This is a genomic window from Klenkia terrae, assembly GCF_037083865.1.
Lineage (GTDB): Bacteria > Actinomycetota > Actinomycetes > Mycobacteriales > Geodermatophilaceae > Klenkia > Klenkia terrae.
On the sequence record NZ_JBAPLV010000022.1, the window covers coordinates 1 to 19,426 of the forward strand.

At 76.5% G+C, this 19,426-nt stretch carries 13 protein-coding genes and 1 riboswitch; of the genes, 8 read left to right on the top strand and 5 right to left on the bottom strand.

Annotated features, from left to right (window positions below):
• The first annotated feature begins 343 nt into the window (after positions 1-343).
• Positions 344-2,014: an HNH endonuclease signature motif containing protein gene (locus UXQ13_RS17690; RefSeq protein WP_263639401.1), complete on the top strand. Its 1,671-nt coding sequence runs from the start codon at positions 344-346 to the stop codon at positions 2,012-2,014.
• A 153-nt stretch (positions 2,015-2,167) separates the two neighbouring features.
• Here UXQ13_RS17690 and UXQ13_RS17695 read toward each other — a convergent pair whose 3' ends face one another.
• Positions 2,168-3,604: an AAA-type ATPase lid domain-containing protein gene (locus UXQ13_RS17695; protein ID WP_263639400.1), complete on the bottom strand. Its 1,437-nt coding sequence runs from the start codon at positions 3,602-3,604 to the stop codon at positions 2,168-2,170.
• Positions 3,605-3,783: 179 nt separating this feature from the next.
• Between UXQ13_RS17695 and UXQ13_RS17700 the strand changes: the two genes are divergently transcribed.
• Genes UXQ13_RS17700 through UXQ13_RS17710 form a run of 3 tightly spaced genes read left to right on the top strand, consistent with a single transcriptional unit; the run spans position 3,784 to position 6,634 of the window.
• Positions 3,784-4,833 carry an amidohydrolase family protein gene (locus tag UXQ13_RS17700; protein ID WP_225235544.1) on the top strand — a complete coding sequence of 350 codons (1,050 nt, stop codon included), beginning with the start codon at positions 3,784-3,786 and terminating at the stop codon, positions 4,831-4,833.
• Complete coding sequence (locus UXQ13_RS17705; RefSeq protein ID WP_225235543.1) at positions 4,833-5,612, top strand: metal-sulfur cluster assembly factor; 780 nt, start codon at positions 4,833-4,835, stop codon at positions 5,610-5,612. Before UXQ13_RS17700 ends, UXQ13_RS17705 begins: the two co-directional genes overlap by 1 nt.
• Positions 5,609-6,634 carry an NAD(P)-dependent alcohol dehydrogenase gene (locus UXQ13_RS17710; RefSeq protein WP_225235542.1) on the top strand — a complete coding sequence of 342 codons (1,026 nt, stop codon included), beginning with the start codon at positions 5,609-5,611 and terminating at the stop codon, positions 6,632-6,634. Before UXQ13_RS17705 ends, UXQ13_RS17710 begins: the two co-directional genes overlap by 4 nt.
• Positions 6,635-6,655: 21 nt before the next feature.
• Here UXQ13_RS17710 and UXQ13_RS17715 read toward each other — a convergent pair whose 3' ends face one another.
• From UXQ13_RS17715 to UXQ13_RS17725, 3 genes are all read right to left on the bottom strand, one after another.
• Positions 6,656-9,346, bottom strand: a complete 2,691-nt coding sequence (locus tag UXQ13_RS17715) for a putative bifunctional diguanylate cyclase/phosphodiesterase (protein ID WP_225235541.1) — start codon at positions 9,344-9,346, stop codon at positions 6,656-6,658.
• A 73-nt stretch (positions 9,347-9,419) separates the two neighbouring features.
• Positions 9,420-10,448 carry an Atu2307/SP_0267 family LLM class monooxygenase gene (locus UXQ13_RS17720; RefSeq protein ID WP_225235540.1) on the bottom strand — a complete coding sequence of 343 codons (1,029 nt, stop codon included), beginning with the start codon at positions 10,446-10,448 and terminating at the stop codon, positions 9,420-9,422.
• Between the two features lie 43 nt (positions 10,449-10,491).
• A complete protein-coding gene (locus UXQ13_RS17725) occupies positions 10,492-13,269 on the bottom strand; it encodes an FAD-binding and (Fe-S)-binding domain-containing protein (RefSeq protein ID WP_225235539.1) in 2,778 nt (925 codons plus the stop codon).
• Positions 13,270-13,299: 30 nt separating this feature from the next.
• Positions 13,300-13,482: riboswitch (cobalamin riboswitch) on the top strand.
• A gap of 126 nt (positions 13,483-13,608) precedes the next feature.
• Between UXQ13_RS17725 and UXQ13_RS17730 the strand changes: the two genes are divergently transcribed.
• From UXQ13_RS17730 to UXQ13_RS17745, 4 genes are read left to right on the top strand one after another with little or no spacing between them, the layout of a single operon-like run.
• Complete coding sequence (locus UXQ13_RS17730; protein WP_225235538.1) at positions 13,609-15,078, top strand: ABC transporter substrate-binding protein; 1,470 nt, start codon at positions 13,609-13,611, stop codon at positions 15,076-15,078.
• Positions 15,079-15,083: 5 nt separating this feature from the next.
• On the top strand, positions 15,084-15,788 hold the full coding sequence (locus UXQ13_RS17735; protein WP_225235537.1) for an ATP-binding cassette domain-containing protein: 705 nt from the start codon (positions 15,084-15,086) through the stop codon (positions 15,786-15,788).
• Complete coding sequence (locus UXQ13_RS17740) at positions 15,785-16,516, top strand: ATP-binding cassette domain-containing protein (RefSeq protein WP_225235536.1); 732 nt, start codon at positions 15,785-15,787, stop codon at positions 16,514-16,516. Before UXQ13_RS17735 ends, UXQ13_RS17740 begins: the two co-directional genes overlap by 4 nt.
• On the top strand, positions 16,513-18,222 hold the full coding sequence (locus UXQ13_RS17745) for an ABC transporter permease subunit (protein WP_225235535.1): 1,710 nt from the start codon (positions 16,513-16,515) through the stop codon (positions 18,220-18,222). Before UXQ13_RS17740 ends, UXQ13_RS17745 begins: the two co-directional genes overlap by 4 nt.
• 7 nt (positions 18,223-18,229) lie before the next feature.
• Here the strand turns inward: UXQ13_RS17745 and UXQ13_RS17750 are convergent, their stop codons facing one another.
• Entirely contained in the window at positions 18,230-19,342 is a 1,113-nt protein-coding gene (locus UXQ13_RS17750; RefSeq protein WP_225235534.1) for an MGDG synthase family glycosyltransferase, read from the bottom strand.
• Between the last annotated feature and the right edge of the window lie 84 nt (positions 19,343-19,426).

Sequence of the window (19,426 nt, forward strand, 5' to 3'; positions counted from 1 at the left end):
GAGTGAGGTCAGGAGGGTGTTGAGGTCGGTCGTCACAACCCGTACCCCAGCACCCCCCGCCCTGAAATCACACCCGTGTCATTCGGACTTACTCATCTAGGCCACCCATCGTGCCGGCGGCTCCTTCGAGATTTCTCCGGAGTGGTCGACGAGACATTGGGCAGAGACCGTCGTAGGACGGTGCCGGCCAGGGCCTCCGCAGGAGCCGATGACCAGGTCTCGTCGTCACGGGCGCTCGGGCCGAGTTCCCGGACGAGACGCCCTATGGTCCGGACAAGACGCCCAATGGTGCAGTGCTCCGCGAGCCCCGAAAGTGTCGTACCCCCCTCGTAGCGTGCTGGTCATGACGACGGAGCCGCGGCTGGGGGTGGGGTTGGCCGTCGCCGTGGTCGGCCCCCGCCCGGAGACCGTGGTGGACCGGCCGTCGCGGTTGAGCGAGGTGCTGGACCCGTCCTGGCTGGACGACGTCGCGTGCGCCGGCGAGATGGTGTCGGTGAACCGGCTGCGCGCTGCGCTGGACGCCTACGAGGTCGGCGTGGTGGCCCGCTTGGCCGACCTGCGACCGGACTTCTGGCAGGAGACCGACACCCCCGGCGGGCCCGTAGAGGGCTGGTCGCCGGTGCGGTCGTTCGTCGGGGTGAGCGAGTTCTTCGTCGACGAGGTCGCCGCAGTGCTCGGCATCTCCCGCACCCGTGCGCACACCGTCGCGAACACCGCGTTGGTGCTCGTCGGTCAGCTCCCCGCCACGTGGCACGCCTTGGCCGACGGGCACATCGACCTGGCCCGTGCGCGTGCCCTGGTGCACGTGCTGGGCTGGCAGCAGCCCGAGGTGTCCGCGGACGTCGTCGCCGCGGTGGAGGCCGAGGCCCTGGGCTGGGCCATCGCGGGCGAGGGTCCGTACCGGCTGCAGGACCGTACGGCTGCCCTGCTCCTGGAGCGGGATGCCGAGGCCGCCGACCGGGCTCGGAAGCGGGCCGAGCGCGAGGCCGACGTGCAGGTGCACGGTAGGCGGGACGGGCTGGCCGACCTCACGGTCACGCTGCAGCCCGACATCGCCGCCGCCTGCCGGGACACCGCGGACCGCTACGCCCGGATGTGGAAGGCCGACGGCGACGACCGACCCATCGGGCTGCTGCGCACCCTCGTGCTGGCCGACCTGGTCCTGCGGCCGTGGGACACGTCCCGGCCGTCGGTCACCGCCCACATCACCATCCACGCGCCCCTGCCGGCGCTCGTCCCACCCCAGCCTGGAGCTGACCCCGGGCCACCCACCGGGACCTCCGCACCTTCAGATGGACCGGCCGGTGAGGACGGCGCTGGTCCATCCCAGCTCGGCACGGTCGGCGGCCTGCCGGTGACCTCCGCGCACCTGCGGGAACTGATGGCCCGGTGGTCGGACGCCGGGCTCGACGGGCTGACCGCACCCGACGACGGGTCCCTCGACGTCGCGGTCACCGACCCGCACACCGGACGACTGCGAGCCGTGGTCACCGGACCCGAGCTGCGCCGGGTGGCCGCCCGGGCCTGCCCGCAGCACCCCGGCGCCGACACCCCGTCGTGCGGGTGCCCGCTGCTGGACGCTCCACCAGCCACCACCGCCTACCGCCCCACCGCCGCCCAGCGTCAGTTCATCGCCGCCCGCGACCGGGGCTGCCGCCACCCCGGCTGCTCGCGCCCGGCACTCTGGACCGACGCGGACCACGTCCTCGCCCACCAGCACGGCGGCCCCACGGACTGCGCCAACCTGTGCACGCTCTGCCGCCGGCACCACCGGCTCAAGACGCACGCCCCCGGTTGGCGATTCGCGATGACGGCCGACGGCGTCCTCTCGGTCACCACGCCCTCCGGCGTCACCCGCACCACCCGACCACCCGGGATGGGCCACGGCCTCGACCACCTGGTGCGGCTGCTCGACCCGGCCGCCGAGCCACCACCTCAGATCGAGCACGGCGAGGCGACCAACCGCGGAGACGCCGCCCCCTCCCCGCCGCACGACGACCCGCCGCCGTTCTGACCGGTCCCGGCGCGGGTCGGGCGGCACCGTCCCCGTCGGGGTCGACGCGCCATGGCGCTCCGGGTGGACGACGGCAACCCCGCCCGCCGCCTCCACGACCGGACCGGTTCTGGGTGGTCGGGTCAGCGATCCCGACGTGCTGGTCCGCGAGTGTTAACGCCTGCCGGGGATCCGCAGGTCGTACTGGTTGATCTTCCGGTACAGCGTGGCCCGGGAGATCCCCAGCTCCGCCGCTGCCTGCACGGCGGTGGCACCCGGCACGGTCAGGCAGCGCAGGATCTCGTCGCGCTCCAGCTGCTCGAGCCGGCCGAGCGGACGGTCGCCCCCGGCCAGCACCTCCGGCCGCAGGTGGGCGAGGTCGACCAGGTCGGTCCGCCCGGCCGCCTCCCGCACCACCGACCGCAGCTCCCGCACGTTCTCCGGCCAGCCGTAGGTGGTCAGCGCCCGCACCGCCCGCGGGGTGAACCGCACGTCGCAGTGCCGCGCCTCCCGAGCGAAGGACCGGGCCAGCGGTTCGACGTCCTCCGGGCGCAACCGCAGCGCGGGCACCTCCACGACCGCGTCCACCAGTCCGGCCAGCGCCGGCGGCAACGCGGCGAACGACGACGCGGTGAGCACCAGCGGCCGCACCGGGCCCGCGCCGTCCGGCAGCACCGCGACCAGCTCGTCGGCCGCCCAGGCCGGCAGCGCGTCCGCCCCGGCCACCACGACGCAGGTGTCGGGCGCCGCCAACGCCGGGGACCACAGCGCCAACCAGGACTCTACGTCCTCGGCGGCGGGCGGCCGGGCCACCAGCACCCGCTCCCGGCGCCGGCTCCCCTGCCGCGCCAACGTGGCCACCGCGGACTTGCCCGCCCCCGGCTCCCCCACCACTGCCAGCACCCGGCCGGCCGACACCGCGTCCCGCGCCGCGCCGACCGCCTCCTGCCACCCGCGGGAGGCGCACGGATCCCCGGCCGGCAGCCGGTCGGCCACGACGTGGAAGACCTCGCCGCGCGGCAGCGGACGCACCGGCTGCCCACCGGCCCGCACGTGCATCAGCGCGCTGGTGTTGCCGGCCGCCGACTGCGCCAGCGCCAGCAGCAGGTCCGACGACGCGTCGGACCAGGTGGTCAGGTTGATGCTGCCGACCAGGTCGCCGCTGCGCGGGTCCAGCACCGGGACCGCGGCGCAGGTGTAGCGCCGCAGCGGGGCCACGAAGTGCTCGCCGGAGCGGACCAGCGCCGGCACCCGGTCGGCGAGGGCCAGGGCCAGGCCGTTGGTCCCCGCCGTCTGCTCGCCGAAGTAGAAGCCCGGCGCCAGGTGCACCCGGTCCAGCGACCGGTTCATGTCCGCGTCCACGGACCAGCGGGCCAGCACCAGGCCCTCGTGGTCGGTGATCATCAGCCCGACGGGCTCGGTCCCGAGCGTCCCGTGCAGCTGGCTCAGCACCTCGGCACCGCACTCGTAGAACAGCGAGCCGGTGTCCACGGCGCCGGTGAAGACCGGCTCGACGCCGTCCGGGGAGACGCCGTACCGCTCGCTGCGGACCCACGACGCCCGCACCCGCGGGCGGGCCGACGGGACCGGGCTGGCAGGCCGTTCGACCACGGGGACCCCCTCGACGCCTCGGTGCGCACCACGACCGTAGGGCCCGGGCCCGTCCGCCACGAGTGGTCCACGTCTCAAAGTGAGACACCGGGCCGTAGAGCCGGGTGCGCATGCCGCCCTAGCGTCGGCAGCGGTCCGGCGCCCAACGAGGGGTGCGGACCCGGCTCGAGGAGGACCCCGTGTACAGCAAGGACGGCACCGACTACTTCGTCGTGGACGCGCACATCGCGCTCTGGGACGCCCGCCCCGAGAACCAGCGGAACATCCACGGCAAGCAGTTCATCGACTGCTTCTACGACTACCACCGCAACCTGTCCCCGGAGGCCGAGGTCTGGTCCTACGACGAGTACCTCTACCAGGGCGGCGAGCGGCTGATGCGCGACGTCTTCGTCGACGGCATCGTCGACCACGCCATCTTCCAGCCGGCCCGGCTCGCCGAGTTCTACGCCAAGGGCTTCGGGCAGACCGAGGAGGCCTTCGCCCTCGCCCAGGCCCACCCGGACAAGCTCACCTACAACCACTACTGGGACCCCCGGGACGGCGAGAACGGCCTCGACGCCCTCCGCGCCGCGCACGAGCGGATGGACCTCAAGGGCGTGAAGCTCTACACCGCCGACTGGCACGGGGAGTCCCGCGGCTGGAAGCTCACCGACCCGATGGCCCAGCGCTACCTCGCGCTCTGCCAGGAACTCGGCATCCGCAACATCCACGTGCACAAGGGCCCCACCATCCGGCCGCTGGACCGGGACGCCTTCGACGTCGCCGACGTCGACCACGTGGCCACCGACTTCACCGACCTGACCTTCGTGGTCGAGCACTGCGGGCTGCCCCGGCTCGAGGACTTCTGCTGGATCGCCACCCAGGAGCCCAACGTGGTCGCCGGCCTCGCCGTCGCGATGCCGTTCATCCACTCCCGGCCGCGCTACTTCGCCCAGATCATGGGCGAGCTCCTCTACTGGATCGGCGAGGACCGGATCCTGTTCTCCAGCGACTACGCCATCTGGACGCCGAAGTGGCTGGTCGAGAAGTTCGTGGACTTCCAGATCCCGGAGGACCTGACCGAGTACGCCCCGCTGACCACCGAGACCAAGAAGAAGGTCCTCGGCCTCAACGCGGCCAAGCTCTACGACCTCCCGGTGCCCGCGGAGCTGCAGCTGCCCGACGCCGACGAGACCGCCACCGGCCCGCGGGACACCGACGCGGCCGACAAGAACCTGGCGATGGCCTGATGACGGCGGTCCTCCAGCGCAGCACCGAGCAGCGGGTCACCGAGGCCGACGTCCGGACGGCGCTGGACACCGTCATCGACCCCGAGCTCGACGAGCCGGTGACCGACCTGGGCTTCGTCCGGTCGGTGGCGGTCGAGGGCCCGGACGGCTGCGACGTACGAGTGCACCTGCGGCTGCCCACCTCGTTCTGCGCGCCGAACTTCGCCTGGCTGATGGTCTCCGACGCCCGGGACGCCGTGCGCGCCGTCCCGGGCGTGGGCCGGGTCGTGGTCGAGCTCGACGACCACCACGACTCCGACCTGATCAACGCCGGGCTGGCCGCGGACGCCGGCTACCGCGGCACGTTCGGCCACGAGGCGGAGGAGTCCCTGGACGAGCTTCGGGCGACGTTCCAGCGCAAGGCGCACACCGCCGCGATGGAGCGGGCGCTCACGTCCTGGCTGCGCGCCGACCCGGCCCGCACCGAGGACGACGTCGCCGCGCTCCGGCTCTGCGACCTCCCCGCCGGCCGGGAGACCGACTCCCTGCTGTCCCGGCGGGCGGCGCTGCGGCTGCCGCTGACCCCGACGTCCCCGGTGCTGCTCGCCCCCGACGGCACCCCGCCGGAGCCGGGCCAGGTCGCGCTGACCCTGCGCAGGGCCCGGTCGGTCCGGATCTCGGTCGACGGCAACGCGCACTTCTGCCGCGGCCTGCTCACCACCCGCTACCCGGGCTCGGACGCCGACCAGGTGTTCCGTCCCTCCGTCGACTCCGCACTCCCCCTGGAGGTCCTCAGATGAAAGCCGTACGCGTCACCGGCTACCACCAGCAGCTGGCGATGACCGACGTCGACAAGCCGGAGGTGAGCGGTCCGCACGACGTCGTCGTCCGGATCGGCGGCGCCGGCGTATGCCGCACCGACCTGCACATCCTCGAGGGCCAGTGGGCCGAGAAGTCCCAGGTCGCGCTGCCGTACACGATCGGTCACGAGAACGCGGGCTGGGTCGACGCGATCGGGGACGCGGTCACCAACGTGGCCGTCGGGGACAAGGTGATCCTGCACCCGCTGGTCACCTGCGGGCTGTGCCGTGCGTGCCGGTTCGGCGACGACGTGCACTGCGAGGCCAACCGGTTCCCCGGCATCGACAGCGACGGCGGCTACGCCGAGTACATCCTGACCACCGCGCGCAGCTGCGTGGTGCTGGACGACTCGCTGGAGCCGGCCGCCGTCGCCGCGCTGGCCGACGCCGGCCTGACCGCCTACCACGCAGCCGCGAAGGCGGCCCGCCGCCTGCGGGCCGGCGACCGGTGCGTGGTGATCGGGGCCGGCGGGCTGGGCCACATCGGCATCCAGGTGCTGGCCGCGATCTCCCCGGCCGAGCTGATCGTGGTCGACCGGAACCCCGACGCGGTGAAGCTCGCGCTGGGCATCGGCGCCGACCAGGCCGTGGTCGCCGACGGCAGCCAGGTCGAGCAGGTGCTGGAGCTGACCGGCGGCAAGGGCGCCGAGGTGGTCGTGGACTTCGTCGGCGAGGGCGGGTCCACGAAGCAGGGCATCGCGATGACCCGGCAGGGCGGGGACTACCTGATCGTCGGGTACGGCGAGAACATCGACGTCCCGACGATCGACCTGATCTCCGCGGAGATCAACATCATCGGCAACCTGGTCGGCAGCTACAACGACCTGGTCGAGCTGATGGCGCTGGCCGCGCAGCAGAAGGTCACCCTGCACACCCAGCAGTACGCGCTGGCCGACTTCCAGCAGGCGATCGACGACCTGGACGCCGGCCGCGTCCGCGGGCGGGCGATCCTCGTCCCCTGAGCGGGTGGTCCGGCGCCCCGGTCAGCCGACCGGGGCGCCGGACACCTCCGCCCGGAGCAGGTCCGACGCCTGCGCGACGGTCAGCGGCAGCGACACGTGGAAGCCCTGCGCGGCGTCGCAGGAGTCGGCGGCCAGTCGGTCGAGCACGGCGGCCTGCTCGACGCCCTCGGCCACCACGGTCAGCCCGCTGGCGTGCGCGGTGGCCACCATGAGCGCGACCAGCCGCTGGTCGGCCGGGTCGGTGGACAGGAATCGGCCGTCCACCTTGAGCGTGTCCACCGGCAGGTGCCGCAGCGCACCGATCGAGGTGGTCCCTGTCCCGAAGTCGTCCAGGGCCACCGAGACCCCCAGCCCGCGCAGCGAGGCCAGGTGCGACAGCAGCACCGGGGCCTCCACCACGGCCCGCTCGGCGATCTCCAGCACCAGGCAGGACGCCGGCAGCCCGGCCTCGACCAGGCAGGCCAGCACGGTGTCGGTCACCCGCGGCTCGGCCAGGAAGCGCGCCGAGACGTTCACCGACACGGTCGGTCCCCCGGCGCCGGCCAGGTCGTGCTCGGCCCGCCACCGGGCCAGCTGACCGACCGCGCTGGCCAGCACCCAGCGGTCCAGCTCGCAGATCAGGTCGCTCTGCTCGGCCACCGGGACGAAGGCCTCCGGCGCCAGCAGCCCGACGCCGGGGCGCTCCCAGCGGGCCAGTGCCTCGAACCCGACCAGCGCACCGCCGGCCACGTCGACCACCGGCTGGTAGAGCACGTGCACCTCGTCGGCGGCCAGCCCGCGGCGCAGCGCCACCTCGACGTCGCGGCGCTCGTCGATGTGCGCCCGCAGGCCGTCGTCGAAGATCTCGACCCGGCCGCGGCCGGCGTGCTTGGCCCGGTACACCGCGGCGTCGGCTTGGGCGAGCAGCTCGTCGCCGTCCACCTGGCCGTCCTGGGCCAGCGCCACGCCGACGCTGGCGCCGACGGTCACCGGGCGGGGCCCGGTCGGGGTGGCGACGGTCAGCGGGAGGGACACCGCCGCCACCAGCCGCTCGCCGAGGGCGGCCAGCTCGGACACGTCGGCGACCGCCTCTACCAGGACGACGAACTCGTCCCCGCCGAGCCGGCACACCGTGTCGCCGGCCCGGGCGGCCTCGCGCATCCGGGAGCCGACCGCGCGGAGCACGGCGTCGCCGGCGGCGTGGCCGGCCCGGTCGTTGACCGCCTTGAAGCCGTCGAGGTCGACGAAGAGCAGGCCGGTCGCGCTGCCGGTGCGCCGGGCGCGGTGCAGCGCCGCGGTGGTCAGCTGGAGCGCGCGGGCCCGGTTGGGCAGGTCGGTCAGCGGGTCGTGCGCGGCCTCGTGGGCCAGCGCCTCCTGCAGCCGGTCGCGCTGCCGGAACGCCTCGACGAGCTGCTGCACCGAGGCGTGCACGACCTCGCCGAGCTGGCCGGGCAACGACTCGTCCAGCACGGGGTCGGCCAGGTCGCCGCGGGCGACCGCACCGGCCTGGGCCTGGATCCGGCGGAGGCCGGCCACCGCGCCGCCGAGCGCGCGGCCGACCGAGCGCACCTCGCGCGGTCCGCCGACGCCCACGTCGACCAGCCGGCCCTGGCTGACCTCCTCGGCCTGCTCGGACAGCCGGCGCAGCGACCGGGTGACCTGCCGGCCCACCAGCCAGAGCGTCAGCACGGTCAGCGACACCGACAGCGCCGCCACCAGGAGGGTCGCGTCCCGCTCGTCGGCGGCGGCGTCCCCGTCGCGGGACGCCGAGGACGCCGCGCGGTCGACCGCGTCGCCGAGGACGTCGAAGGTCTGCTGGGTCACCGCGGAGGCGGCGAGGACCAGCGCCCGGAGCTGGCCCGAGGTCAGCTCGGGCACGCCCGAGGTGGTGGCCAGGGACAGCGTCTGGTCCAGCACCCGGGCCGAGGAGGTGACCGCCAGGTCGGTCGTCTCGGCCAGCATGGCCGGGTCGGTCACCGACCGCAGGTTCTGCCGGGCCAGGGCCACGGCGCTGTGCGACTGCAGCCACGCCCACTGCCGGGTGGGCGCCTCCGGCGTCCCGGCCCCGACCAGCCAGCCGAGGTAGTCCACGGCGTCGGGGTTCAGCGCGGCGGCCAGGTCGGCGACCAGGCGCACGTCCCGGATGGCGGCGACGGTGGCGGTGGTCGTCCCCGAGCTGGCGGCGGCGACCACGACGGCGTCCTGCCGGTCGTGCAGGCGGTCCGAGACGGCGGTCCAGTCGGCCCGCAGGACGGCGAGCTCGGGGGTGGTCCCGCCGTCCACCTCGGCCCGCAGCTCGGCCACCTCGGCCTGGGCCGCCTCGGCCGCCGCGGCCGACGCCGGGACGGCGCGCGCGGCGGCCAGCTGCTCGTCGGTCGCGGCGCGCACCCGGTCGGCGGCGGTGAGCACGGTCCCCGCGACCGCAGCACCGAACTCCGGGGTGATGCCGAGCCGCGCGACCACGACCGGGTCGTCCAGCGCGGCCGCGACCACCAGCACCAGCAGCTCCTGGTCGACGGCGGCGGACGCCTGGGCCAGCCGGCCGAAGGCGTGCACCTGCACCGCGGCGGAGGCCGAGGCGTCGGCGGCGGCCGAGGCCCGGCCGGCCAGCACCACGGCGAAGGTGGTCAGGCCGGCGACCGGCAGCAGGACGAGGACCAGGAGCAGGGCCCACAGCGGGGTACCCCGCCGACGCGTGGTCCGGCGGGGAGACCACGGGGCGGGAGTCCACACGGCCTGGTTGTCGGCGGCACCGGGCGCACGCTGAAGGTGCGCCCGGTGCTGTCACCCGACCGGGTGGCCCGGCTCAGGCGTCGGCGACCGCGGGGGCGACCTCGGTGCCCAGCAGCTCGATGCCGCGCAGCAGGTCGTCGTGCGCCAGCCGGGGGTTGGTCATCTGGATGGACAACCGGTCCACCCCGCCGAGCTGGTCGGAGATGCGGCGGATCTTCTCGGCCACCGTCTGCGGCGAGCCCATGAAGAAGGCGCCGTCCGGTCCGGAGGTGGCGTCGAACTGCGCCCGGGTGGGCTGGCGGAACCCGCGCTCCCGGCTGACCTTGGTGAACATCTCGTGCCAGCCCGGGTAGATGGTGTCCGAGGCGGCCTCGGTGCTCTCCCCCACGTAGCCGAACACGTGCAGGCCGACCTGGAGCTTCTCCGGGGCGTGCCCGGCCTGGGCACCGGCCCGCCGGTAGAGGTCGATCAGCGGCGCGAACTGCCGGGGCTCGCCGCCGATGATGGCGACCATCAGCGGCAGACCGAGCAGGCCGGCCCGGGCGAAGGACTCCGGGCTGCCGCCGACGCCCACCCAGATGGGCAGCTCGGCCTGGGCCGGGCGCGGGTAGACGCCCTGGCCGGTCAGCGCGGGGCGGTGCTGGCCGGACCAGGTCACCTTCTCCTCGTCGCGGATCTTCAGCAGCAGCTCGAGCTTCTCGGTGAACAGCGAGTCGTAGTCGCTCAGCGGCAGGCCGAAGAGCGGGAACGCCTCGGTGAACGAGCCGCGCCCGACCACCAGGTCGGTGCGGCCGCCGGAGATCAGGTCGAGGGTGGCGAACTGCTGGAACACCCGGACCGGGTCCGCGGCCGAGAGCACGGTGACCGCGCTGCCCAGCCGGATGCGCTCGGTGCGGGCTGCGGCGGCGGCCAGGATGATCGCCGGCGCGGAGTCGTAGTACTCGGGGCGGTGGTGCTCGCCGATCCCGAACGAGTAGAGCCCGACCTGGTCGGCCAGGGCGATCTCCTCGAGCAGGTGGGCCATCCGCTGCTGCGGACCGATGGCCTCACCGGTGGTCGGGTCGGTCACCGCGGCCACGAAGCTGTCGACGCCGATGTGCATGGGTCCTCCTCGGGACGGGTTCTGCTGCACTGTAGTTCAACGTTCAACCGTTGAGGTCGGCGCCCATTCCCGCGGCCAGCACCTCGGCCAGGTGCCGGGCCCGGACGCCGGCCAGCTGGTCGAGCTGGGTGCGGCAGGAGAACCCGTCGGCCAGGACGGCGGCACCCGGCCCGGCCGCCCGGACGGCGGGCAGCAGCGCGGTCTCCGCCACCGCCACCGACACGGCGTGGTGGCCGGCCTCGGCCCCGAAGTTGCCGGCCAGCCCGCAGCACCCCCCGACCGCGGCCACCTCCGCGCCGGCCCGGGCCAGCAGGTCCCGGTCGGCCGCCCAGCCCAGGACGGCGTGCTGGTGGCAGTGCGGCTGGGCGACCCCGCGGACGCCGGTGAGGTCCGGCGGTGTCCAGCCCGGCTTGGTGGCCAGCAGCTCGGCCAGCGTGTGCGTGGCCGCCACGACCCGCTGCGCGGCCGGCCCGGGCACCAGCTCGACGGCGTCCCCGCGCAGGACGGCGGTGCACGAGGGCTCCAGCCCGACCACGGGCACGCCCAGGTCCAGCGCGGCCACCGTGCGGGCCAGCTGGCTGCGCGCGGTGTCCAGCTGGCCGGTGGAGATCCAGGTCAGCCCGCAGCACACCGGCTCGGTGACCCGGACCGCGAACCCGGCGTCCTCGAGGACGACGACCGCGGCCCGACCGACCTCGGGGCTGAAGTGGTCGGTGAACGTGTCGACGAACAGCAGGACCGGCTCACCGGTGCCGGGCGCCCGGCGGGCGAACCAGGCGCGGAAGGTCTGGTCGGCGAACCGCGGCAGCTCGCGGTCCCGGTCGATGCCGCCGGCGGCCCGGGCCAGTGCACCCCCGGCCGCCGTCCCCAGCACCGCGTTGACCAGACGGGGCGCGCGGGCGGCCAGCCGGGCGGTCAGCGGCAGCCAGCCCAGCGACCAGTGCGACCGCGGCCGCCACCAGCGTCGGTACCGGGCGTGCAGCACCTCGGCCTTGTAGGTGGCCATGTCCACCCCGGCCGGGCAGTCCACCGCGCAGCCCTTGCAGGACAGGCACAGGTCCAGGGACTCCAGCACCTCCGGCGAGCCCAGCCCGCCGACCAGCGTGCCGTTGGCCGCCTCCTGCAGCACCCGGGCGCGGCCACGGGTGGAGTCCTTCTCGTCGCCGGTGGCCAGGAACGACGGGCACATGACGCCGCCGGTGGCCGTGGCGTCGGCGCGGCAGCGGCCCACCCCGACGCAGCGGTGCGCGGCCACCGACAGGTCGCCGGCGTCCGAGGTCAGCGGGAAGGCCCGGCTGGGCAGCGGGTGCGCGGCGGGCAGCCGGAGGGTGGCGTCCAGGGGTTCGGGGTCGACCAGCACCCCGGGGTTGAGCAGCCCGGTCGGGTCGAAGGCGTGCTTGACCGCGGCGAACGCGGCCAGCAGCTCGGGGCCGTACATCCGCGGCAGCAGCTCGCTGCGGGCCCGGCCGTCGCCGTGCTCGCCGGAGACCGACCCGCCGTACCCGGCGACCACGTCGGCGGCGGCCTCGACGAACTCGCGCAGCACGTGCGGCCGGTCGGCCAGCGGGAAGTCGATCCGGGCGTGCACGCAGCCGTCGCCGAGGTGGCCGTAGACCAGCGCGTCCAGGCCGTGCGCGTCGAGCAGGCCGCGGAAGTCGCGCAGGTAGGCGCCCAGGTGCTCCGGCGGGACGGCGGCGTCCTCCCACCCGGGCCAGGCCGGCGCCCCGGCCGGGGTGCGCCCGCCGAGCCCGGCGCCGTCCTCCCGGATCCGCCACAGCCGCAGCGCGTCGGCGCCGCCGACCACCAAGGAGTCCAGCGCCCCGGCGTCGGCCACCAGCCGGCGGGCGGCGTCCTGGGCGGCCGCGGCCGACTCCCCCGCGACCTCGACGAACAGCCAGCCGTCGCCGCGCGGCAGATCCGGCACCGCGGCGGCCCCCCGGCGGCGGCGGACGACGTCGACCAGCCGGGCGTCCATCCCCTCCACCGCACGGGGCGCGTGCGGCAGCAGCCCGGGCACGGCGTCGGCGGCGGCCGGCATGTCCGGGTAGCCCAGCACCACCAGCGCGGTGGCCGCCGGCACCTCGGCCAGGGAGACGGTGGCCTGCAGCAGGACGGCGAGGGTGCCCTCCGAGCCGGCCAGGAACCGGCCCACGTGCCGGCCGCGCTCGGGCAGCAGGTGCTCCAGCGAGTAGCCCGACACCTGCCGGCGGAACCGCCCGGACCCGGTGCGGACGGCGGCCAGGTTGGCGTCCACCACCGGCCACAGGTCGACCGGGCCCGCGGACCCGGGCCCGGCGTCGAACACCTCGCCCGCCGCCGTCGCCACCTGCAGGGAGACCACCGTGTCGGCGGCCCGACCGAGGCTCATCGCGTGCGCGCCGCAGGCGTTGTTGCCGATCGTGCCGCCGATGGTGGCCCGGGAGTGCGTCGACGGGTCGGGGCCGTAGGCCAGCCCGTGCGGGGCACCGGCGTCGGTGATCCGGTCCAGCACCACGCCGGGCTGGACGACGGCGGTGCGGGCGTCGGGGTCCAGCGCCTGCAGCCGGGTGAGGTGCCGGGAGGTGTCCAGCACCAGGCCAGGTCCGATCGCGTTGCCGGCGATCGAGGTGCCGCCGCCACGCATCGTCAGCGGGACGGCGAGCTCGCGGCACACCGCCAGGGCGGCCAGCACCTCGTCGGCGTCCCGCGGGTAGGCCACCGCGGTCGGCACCACGCGGTGGTTGGAGGCGTCGGAGCTGTACTCCGCGCGCCGCCGGGTGCCGTCCTCGACCTCGGCCAACCCGGCCGCCCGCAGACCGGCCACCAGCTCCTCGACCGCCACCGGGCCAGTGTGCCTCTAGGGTGGGCGGCGCAGCTGGTCCGGCCGCCGCGAGGCGGCCGGGGCAAGAGGGAACCCGGTGCGAGTCCGGGACTGCCCCGCAGCGGTGAGCAGGAACGACCGCCGTCATCAGCACTGGGTCCCCGGACCTGGGAAGCGACGGCCAGTAGGTGGGCACCCGTGCCCGTGCCCGCGAGTCCGAAGACCTGCCAGATGCGGCCGCGCGGCCTCCCGCGTGGTCGGTCGGCGACCTCGTGGGCGGGTCCGGACGACGGCGGGGTCACCCCTGCCCGTTCCCTCCCCCGGCGTCGCGGACCTCCCGCCGCTCGCGAGGAGAGAGCCGTGAAGAGGACCACCCTGGGCATCGCCGCCCTGCTGACCCTGACCGCCTGCGGCGGCGGGTCCTCGCCGTCCGCGGACGGCGACCGGATCCGGCTGGCCTACGCCTTCGCCCCGGTCGCCGGGCTGTCGCCCTACAGCGACGACGCCGTCATCGGCTACGGCGTGGGCGCCACCGAGACCCTGGTCCGGCTGGACCCGGCCGGTGCACCCGAGCCGCTGCTGGCCACCTCCTGGACCCAGGTCGACGACCTCACCTGGCAGTTCGACCTGCGCGACGACGTCACCTTCCACGACGGGACGGCGATGACCGCCGACGTGGTGGCGGCGTCCCTGCAGCACGCGGTGGACGCCGACCCCAGCCCGCGGGCGCTGTCCGGCGTGGAGCTGACCGTCGCCGCGGCCGACGAGGACACCCTGACCCTCGCCACCGCCGCACCCGACCCGGTGCTGCCGCAGCGGCTGACCTCGCCGGAGCTGGTGGTGCTCTCCCCCGGCGCGTACGCCGACCCGTCGTCCCCGGACCTGGTGGGCACCGGCACCGGCCCCTACGAGCTGACCGCGGTCACCGGCACCAGCGGGGCGACCCTGGACGCCGACCCCGACTACTGGGGCGGCGCCCCGGCCGCCGACGGCGTGGACGTCACCTTCCTGTCCGACGGCACCGGCCGGACAGCGGCCCTGCGCGCCGACGAGGTCGACGTCGCCCAGGCCGTTCCGGTCTCCCAGGTCGACGGCCTCGGGTCGGGTCACCGGCTGCAGTCGGTGCCGCTGCCGCGCACCGTCTCGCTGCACCTGACCACCACCTCGCCGGTTTTCGCCGACCCCGGGCTGCGCGAGACCGCCCGGCAGGCGGTGGCCGGCCTGGACGTCGCCGGCACGCTCTACGAGGGCCAGGCCGACCCGCCGCAGGGCCTGTTCGGGCCCACCTCGACCTGGGCCGCGGACCGGCAGCCGCCCACCTACCCGTCGGCCGTGCCGGCGAGCGGGCAGGCGGTCAGCCTGGCCACGTTCTCCGACCGCGCCGAGATGCCCGAGGTGGCCGCCGCGGTCGCCGACGCGCTGCGCACCGCCGGGTTCACCGTCGACCTGCAGGTGGGCCTGTACTCCGACATGGAGGCCGACTACCTCGACGGCCGCTACGACGCGGTGCTGATGAGCCGGTCCTACGGCCAGGACACCGCCGACCCGCTGTCCTACCTGGCCTCGGACTTCGGCTGCGCCGGCGGGTACGACCTGTCGCAGTTCTGCGACCCCGCGGTGGACGCCGAGCTCGCCGCCGGGTCGCAGCTGACCGACGTCGCGGCCCGCAACCAGGTCGCGCTCGCCGTGGAGCGCACCGTGCTGGGGTCCGACGCCGTCGTCCCGGTGGTCCACGACCGCACCCGGTTCGGCGTCGCCGACCGGGTGAGCGGGCTGGCCGCGGACCCGTGGGAGCGGTCGATCATCACCGTCGACACCGCGGTCTCCTGACCGGCGTGGTCGCCCGGGTCAGCGGGCTCACGGTCGCGGCCGGCGACCGCCGGCTGGCCGGCCCCGTCGACCTGGCGGTGGCCGACGGCGAGCGGGTCGGGCTGGTGGGTGCCTCGGGCTCGGGCAAGTCCCTGCTGGTGGCCGCGCTGCTCGACGAGCTCCCGGCCGGGCTGACCACCACCGGCTCGGTGCAGGTGGCCGGCCGGGCCGGCGCGGTGTTCCAGGACGGCGCCACCGCCCTGGACCCCCTCGCCAGGGTCGGCGCCCAGCTGACCGGGCCGCTGCGCCGGCTGCGCGGGCTGTCCCGCGCCGCCGCCCGGGAGCACGCGGCCGGTGTGCTGGACCGGCTCGGCCTGCCGCCGGGCACCCTCCGCGCGTGGCCCGCGACGCTGTCCGGCGGGCAGCGGCAGCGGGTCGCGCTGGCCCTGGCGCTGGCCGGCGACCCGCGGCTGCTGGTCGCCGACGAGCCGACCACCGCGCTGGACACCGTGGGCCAGGCCGCCGTGCTGGACCTGCTGGACGCGCTCGCCCCGGCGCTGGTGCTGGTCAGCCACGACCTGGCCGTGGTGGCCCGGCTGTGCACCCGGGTGCTGGTGCTCGAGGACGGCGTCGTGGTCGAGGAGGGCCGCCCGGCGGACCTGCTCGCCGACCCCCGGCACCCGCTGACCCGGGACCTCGTCGCCGCCGCGCGGGCCGGGGAGCTCGCGTGATCGAGCTGCGCGGGCTGGTGCGCGGGTACCCCGGGGTCCGGGCGCTGGACGGCGTCGACCTCGCCGTGCCGACCGGCCGGCACCTGGCCCTGGTCGGCAGCTCGGGTGCCGGCAAGACGACGCTGCTGCGGCTGCTGCTCGGCCTGGAGGCACCCGACGCCGGCACGGTCCGGGTGCTGGACCGCCCGGTGCACCCCGGCCCGGCGCGGTCCCTGCGCTGGCTGCGGCAGGCCGTCGGCGTGGTCGCCCAGGACGCCGGCAGCTCGCTGGACCCCCGCTGGCCGGTGGGCCGGTCGGTGGCCGAGCCGCTGCGGCTGCTGCAGGTGACCGGCGACCACCCGGCCCGGGTGCGGGAGGTGCTGGCCGCGGTCGGCGTGGACCCGGACGCCGCCGACCGCCGTCCCGACGCCTTCTCCGGCGGCCAGCGGCAGCGGATCGCGCTGGCCCGCGCGCTGGCGCACCGGCCGCAGCTGCTGGTCGCCGACGAGCTGCTGTCGGGCGCGGACGCCGTGCTGCGCGCCCGCCTCCTCGAGCTGCTCACCGGCCTGGGCACCCAGCTGCTGCTGGTCACCCACGACCTGGCCGTGGCCGCCGCGCTGCACGGGGACGTCGCCGTCCTCGCGCACGGGCGGCTGGTCGAGCACGGGCCGGTGGCCGACGTGCTGGCCGACCCGGCCGCGCCGGCGACCCGGGAGCTGCTGGCCGCCGTGCTGCGGCTGCCGTCGTGAGGGCTCTGCGCAGCGCGGGCGCCGTGGTCGGCACGGCGCTGGCCGTGGTGCTGGCGCTGGCTGCGCTGCCCTGGTTGCGCGGGGAGGACCCGGCGGTCACCGTGTTCCGGGCGCTGTACGCCGAGCGGACCCGGGACCCCGCCGTGGTCGAGGCCCTGCGCGCCGACCTGGACCTGCCCGACGGCCCGGTCAGCGGGGCGTGGCGGTGGCTGTCCGGCGCGGTGCGCGGCGACCTCGGGGTGAGCTGGGTGGACCGCCGGCCGGTCGCGCCGGAGGTGCTCCGGGCGATCGGGGTGTCCGCCGAGCTGGCCGCCGCCGCGGTGGTCGTGGCGGTGCTGGTCGCCGGGCTGCTGCTGGTGCCGGCCACCGCCCGCGCCGTCCGCCGCCGCCGGCCGCCGGGGCCCTGGGCCGGCGGGTTGCCGACCGTGCTGGCCGCGGTGCCCGAGGTCGTGCTGGCCGTCGTGCTGCTGGGCGTGGTCGGGGTGCAGCTGCGCTGGGTGCCCACCTCCGGCTGGGGCGCGCCGGACCAGGTCGTGCTGCCCGCGCTGGCCCTGGGGTTGCCCGCGGGCGGACTGCTCGCGCGGGTGCTGGGCGCGACCGTCGCCGGCGCGCTGGCCGAGCCGTGGGTGCGCACCGCCCGGGTGAACGGGGCGGCGCCGGCCGCGGTGACCCGCTCCGTGCTCCGCCGCGCCGCGGCCGTGGCCGCACCCCAGCTGGCCCTGCTGGCGGTCGGGCTGCTGGGGTCCTCGGTCGCCGTCGAGCAGCTGTTCGCGATCCCCGGGGCCGGCCGGACGGCGCTGCGGGCCGTGCTGGCGCTGGACCTGCCGCTGCTGCAGGGCTGCGTGCTGGCCCTGGTGCTGGCCGGCCTGCTGCTCGGCCTGCTCGGCGGTGCCGCCCACCGCCTGCTGCTGCGCCCGCTGCTGGGCGGCGGGGAGCTGGTGCAGCCGGTGCCGGCGCCCGCGCGCCGGACCGCCGTCCCGCTGGTGGCCGCCGGGCTGCTCGGCGCGGTGGTGCTGGTCGGGCTGGTGCGCGGCGGGGGCGGCGTCGTGCTGGCCGACCGGCTGGCGACACCGTCGGCGCGGCACCCGCTGGGCGCCGACGCGGTCGGCCGCGACGTGCTGGCCCGGTTCGCCGAGGGCGCGCTGCTCACCGTCGGCACCGGCCTGGCGCTCACCGCGGTGGCCGCGGTGGTCGGGCTGGCCGTGGCCGCGACCGCCCGGGACACCCGGCCGGGCGTGCCCGACGTGCTCAACGCGCTGCCCGCGGTGCTGGTCGGCGTGGTGCTGGTGGCGGTCACCGGCCCGGGTCTGCTGCCCGCGGCCGCCGCGGTGCTGGCCGTGGCGTGGGTGCCGCTGGCCGTGCACGGCCGGGCCCTGGTGGTGCAGGGGCTGGCCGCGGCGCCGGTGCGGGCCGCGGTGCTGTGCGGCGCCGGCCGCCGGCAGGTGCTGGCGGCGCACGTGCTGCCCGCCGTCGTCGGCCCGCTGGCCCGGCACGCCGCGGCCCGGGTGCCGATCGTGTCGCTGAACCTGGCGGCGCTGAGCTTCCTCGGGCTGGGCGCGGCCACCGACTCCCCGGAGTGGGGCGCGATGCTCGCCGAGGGCCTGCCCTACCTGGAGCGCGCGCCCTGGGGAGCCGGGGCGCCGGTGGTCGGCCTGCTGCTGCTCGGCGTCGTCGCGGGGACGGCGACCGCCCCGCGCCGCCGCTGAACCGGGGTCAGGCGGCCACCGCGGGCGCCGGTCGGCCCAGCCGGCCGAGCACCAGGGCCGCCGGGTCCGGGTGCGCCGGGCGGACCCGTGGCCGGGCCACCTGCGCGGCCACCGCGGCCGCGAGCCCCGCCCGGTCGACCGTCCAGGGGGCCAGGCCGGCGGCGGCCAGCACCGCGGCGTTCGCGCGGCCGTGCCCGGGGATGGGCCGGTGGGTCACCATCGGCAGCCCGGTGACCAGGGCCTCGGTGCAGGACATGCCGCCCGCGTTGTGCACCAGCAGGTCGGCCACCGCCATGAGCTCCGGGACGTCGTCCCGCCAGCCCAGGGCCACCGCACCCGGGACCCCGGCCAGCCGTGCCCGGCGGCCCCCGTCGCGGCCGCACAGCACCACCGGCGTCGCCCCGACCGCCAGCAGGTCGACCGCCGTCCGCGCCACGTCGCCCAGCGCGAGCGAGCCGGCGACGACCAGCGCGACCGGGTCCCGGCCGCCCAGGCCCAGCTCTGCGCGCAGCCGCCGGACCGTCGCGGCCGGCACCGGGCGGGCGAAGCGGGCCGGGACGAGCGGGCCGGCGACGGTCATCGGCACGCCGTACCGGGCCTCGCCGTGCCGGGCGGTGGCCGCGGTGACGGTCAGGTGGGCGTCGACGGCCGGGTGCAGCCAGGTGCGGTGCACGGCCGGGTCGGTCAGGTAGGTGAGCACCGGGACGCCGAGGTCCCCGGCCGCCCGCAGGTCCCCCAGCGTCTGGGAGCCCAGCGGGTGGGTGGAGACGACGAGGTCCGGCGCGGTCCCCCGCAGCCAGGCCTGCACGGCGGGGCGGGCCGCGGAGGCGGTGGCGCCGGCGGCCCGGCGCAGCAGGCCGTCGCGCTCCAGCCCCCGCACGAGGAGGTCGAAGGCGGCCGGTGCCCGGTTCACGCACGGGCCGTAGGCGTCGCCGACGACCCGGCGCAGCGGCCTGGGCAGCGCGGTCAGGAGGTCGCGCACCTGCACTGCGGCACCGGCCAGCCGCAGGCGTAGGGCCAGCTCGGCAGCAGCGGCGTCGTGGCCGGCCCCGACCCCCGCAGACACCACGAGCACCTGCGGGCCGGGTTCCGTCGGGCGCGTGCCGGTGACCAGGCGCATGACCGTCTCCTCGGGGGTCGGGGGTGCACGCCCGGCGACGCTGCACGGCCCGGGCCGCCACCCGGGGGTGGACCGCTGACCGGT

Excerpts from the sequence above, each read along its gene's own strand:
- UXQ13_RS17690 (WP_263639401.1), top strand. The coding sequence starts at position 344 with ATGACGACGGAGCCGCGGCTGGGGGTGGGGTTGGCCGTCGCCGTGGTC.
- UXQ13_RS17705 (WP_225235543.1), top strand. The coding sequence starts at position 4,833 with ATGACGGCGGTCCTCCAGCGCAGCACCGAGCAGCGGGTCACCGAGGCC.
- UXQ13_RS17710 (WP_225235542.1), top strand. The coding sequence starts at position 5,609 with ATGAAAGCCGTACGCGTCACCGGCTACCACCAGCAGCTGGCGATGACC.
- UXQ13_RS17720 (WP_225235540.1), bottom strand. The coding sequence starts at position 10,448 with ATGCACATCGGCGTCGACAGCTTCGTGGCCGCGGTGACCGACCCGACC.
- UXQ13_RS17750 (WP_225235534.1), bottom strand. The coding sequence starts at position 19,342 with ATGCGCCTGGTCACCGGCACGCGCCCGACGGAACCCGGCCCGCAGGTG.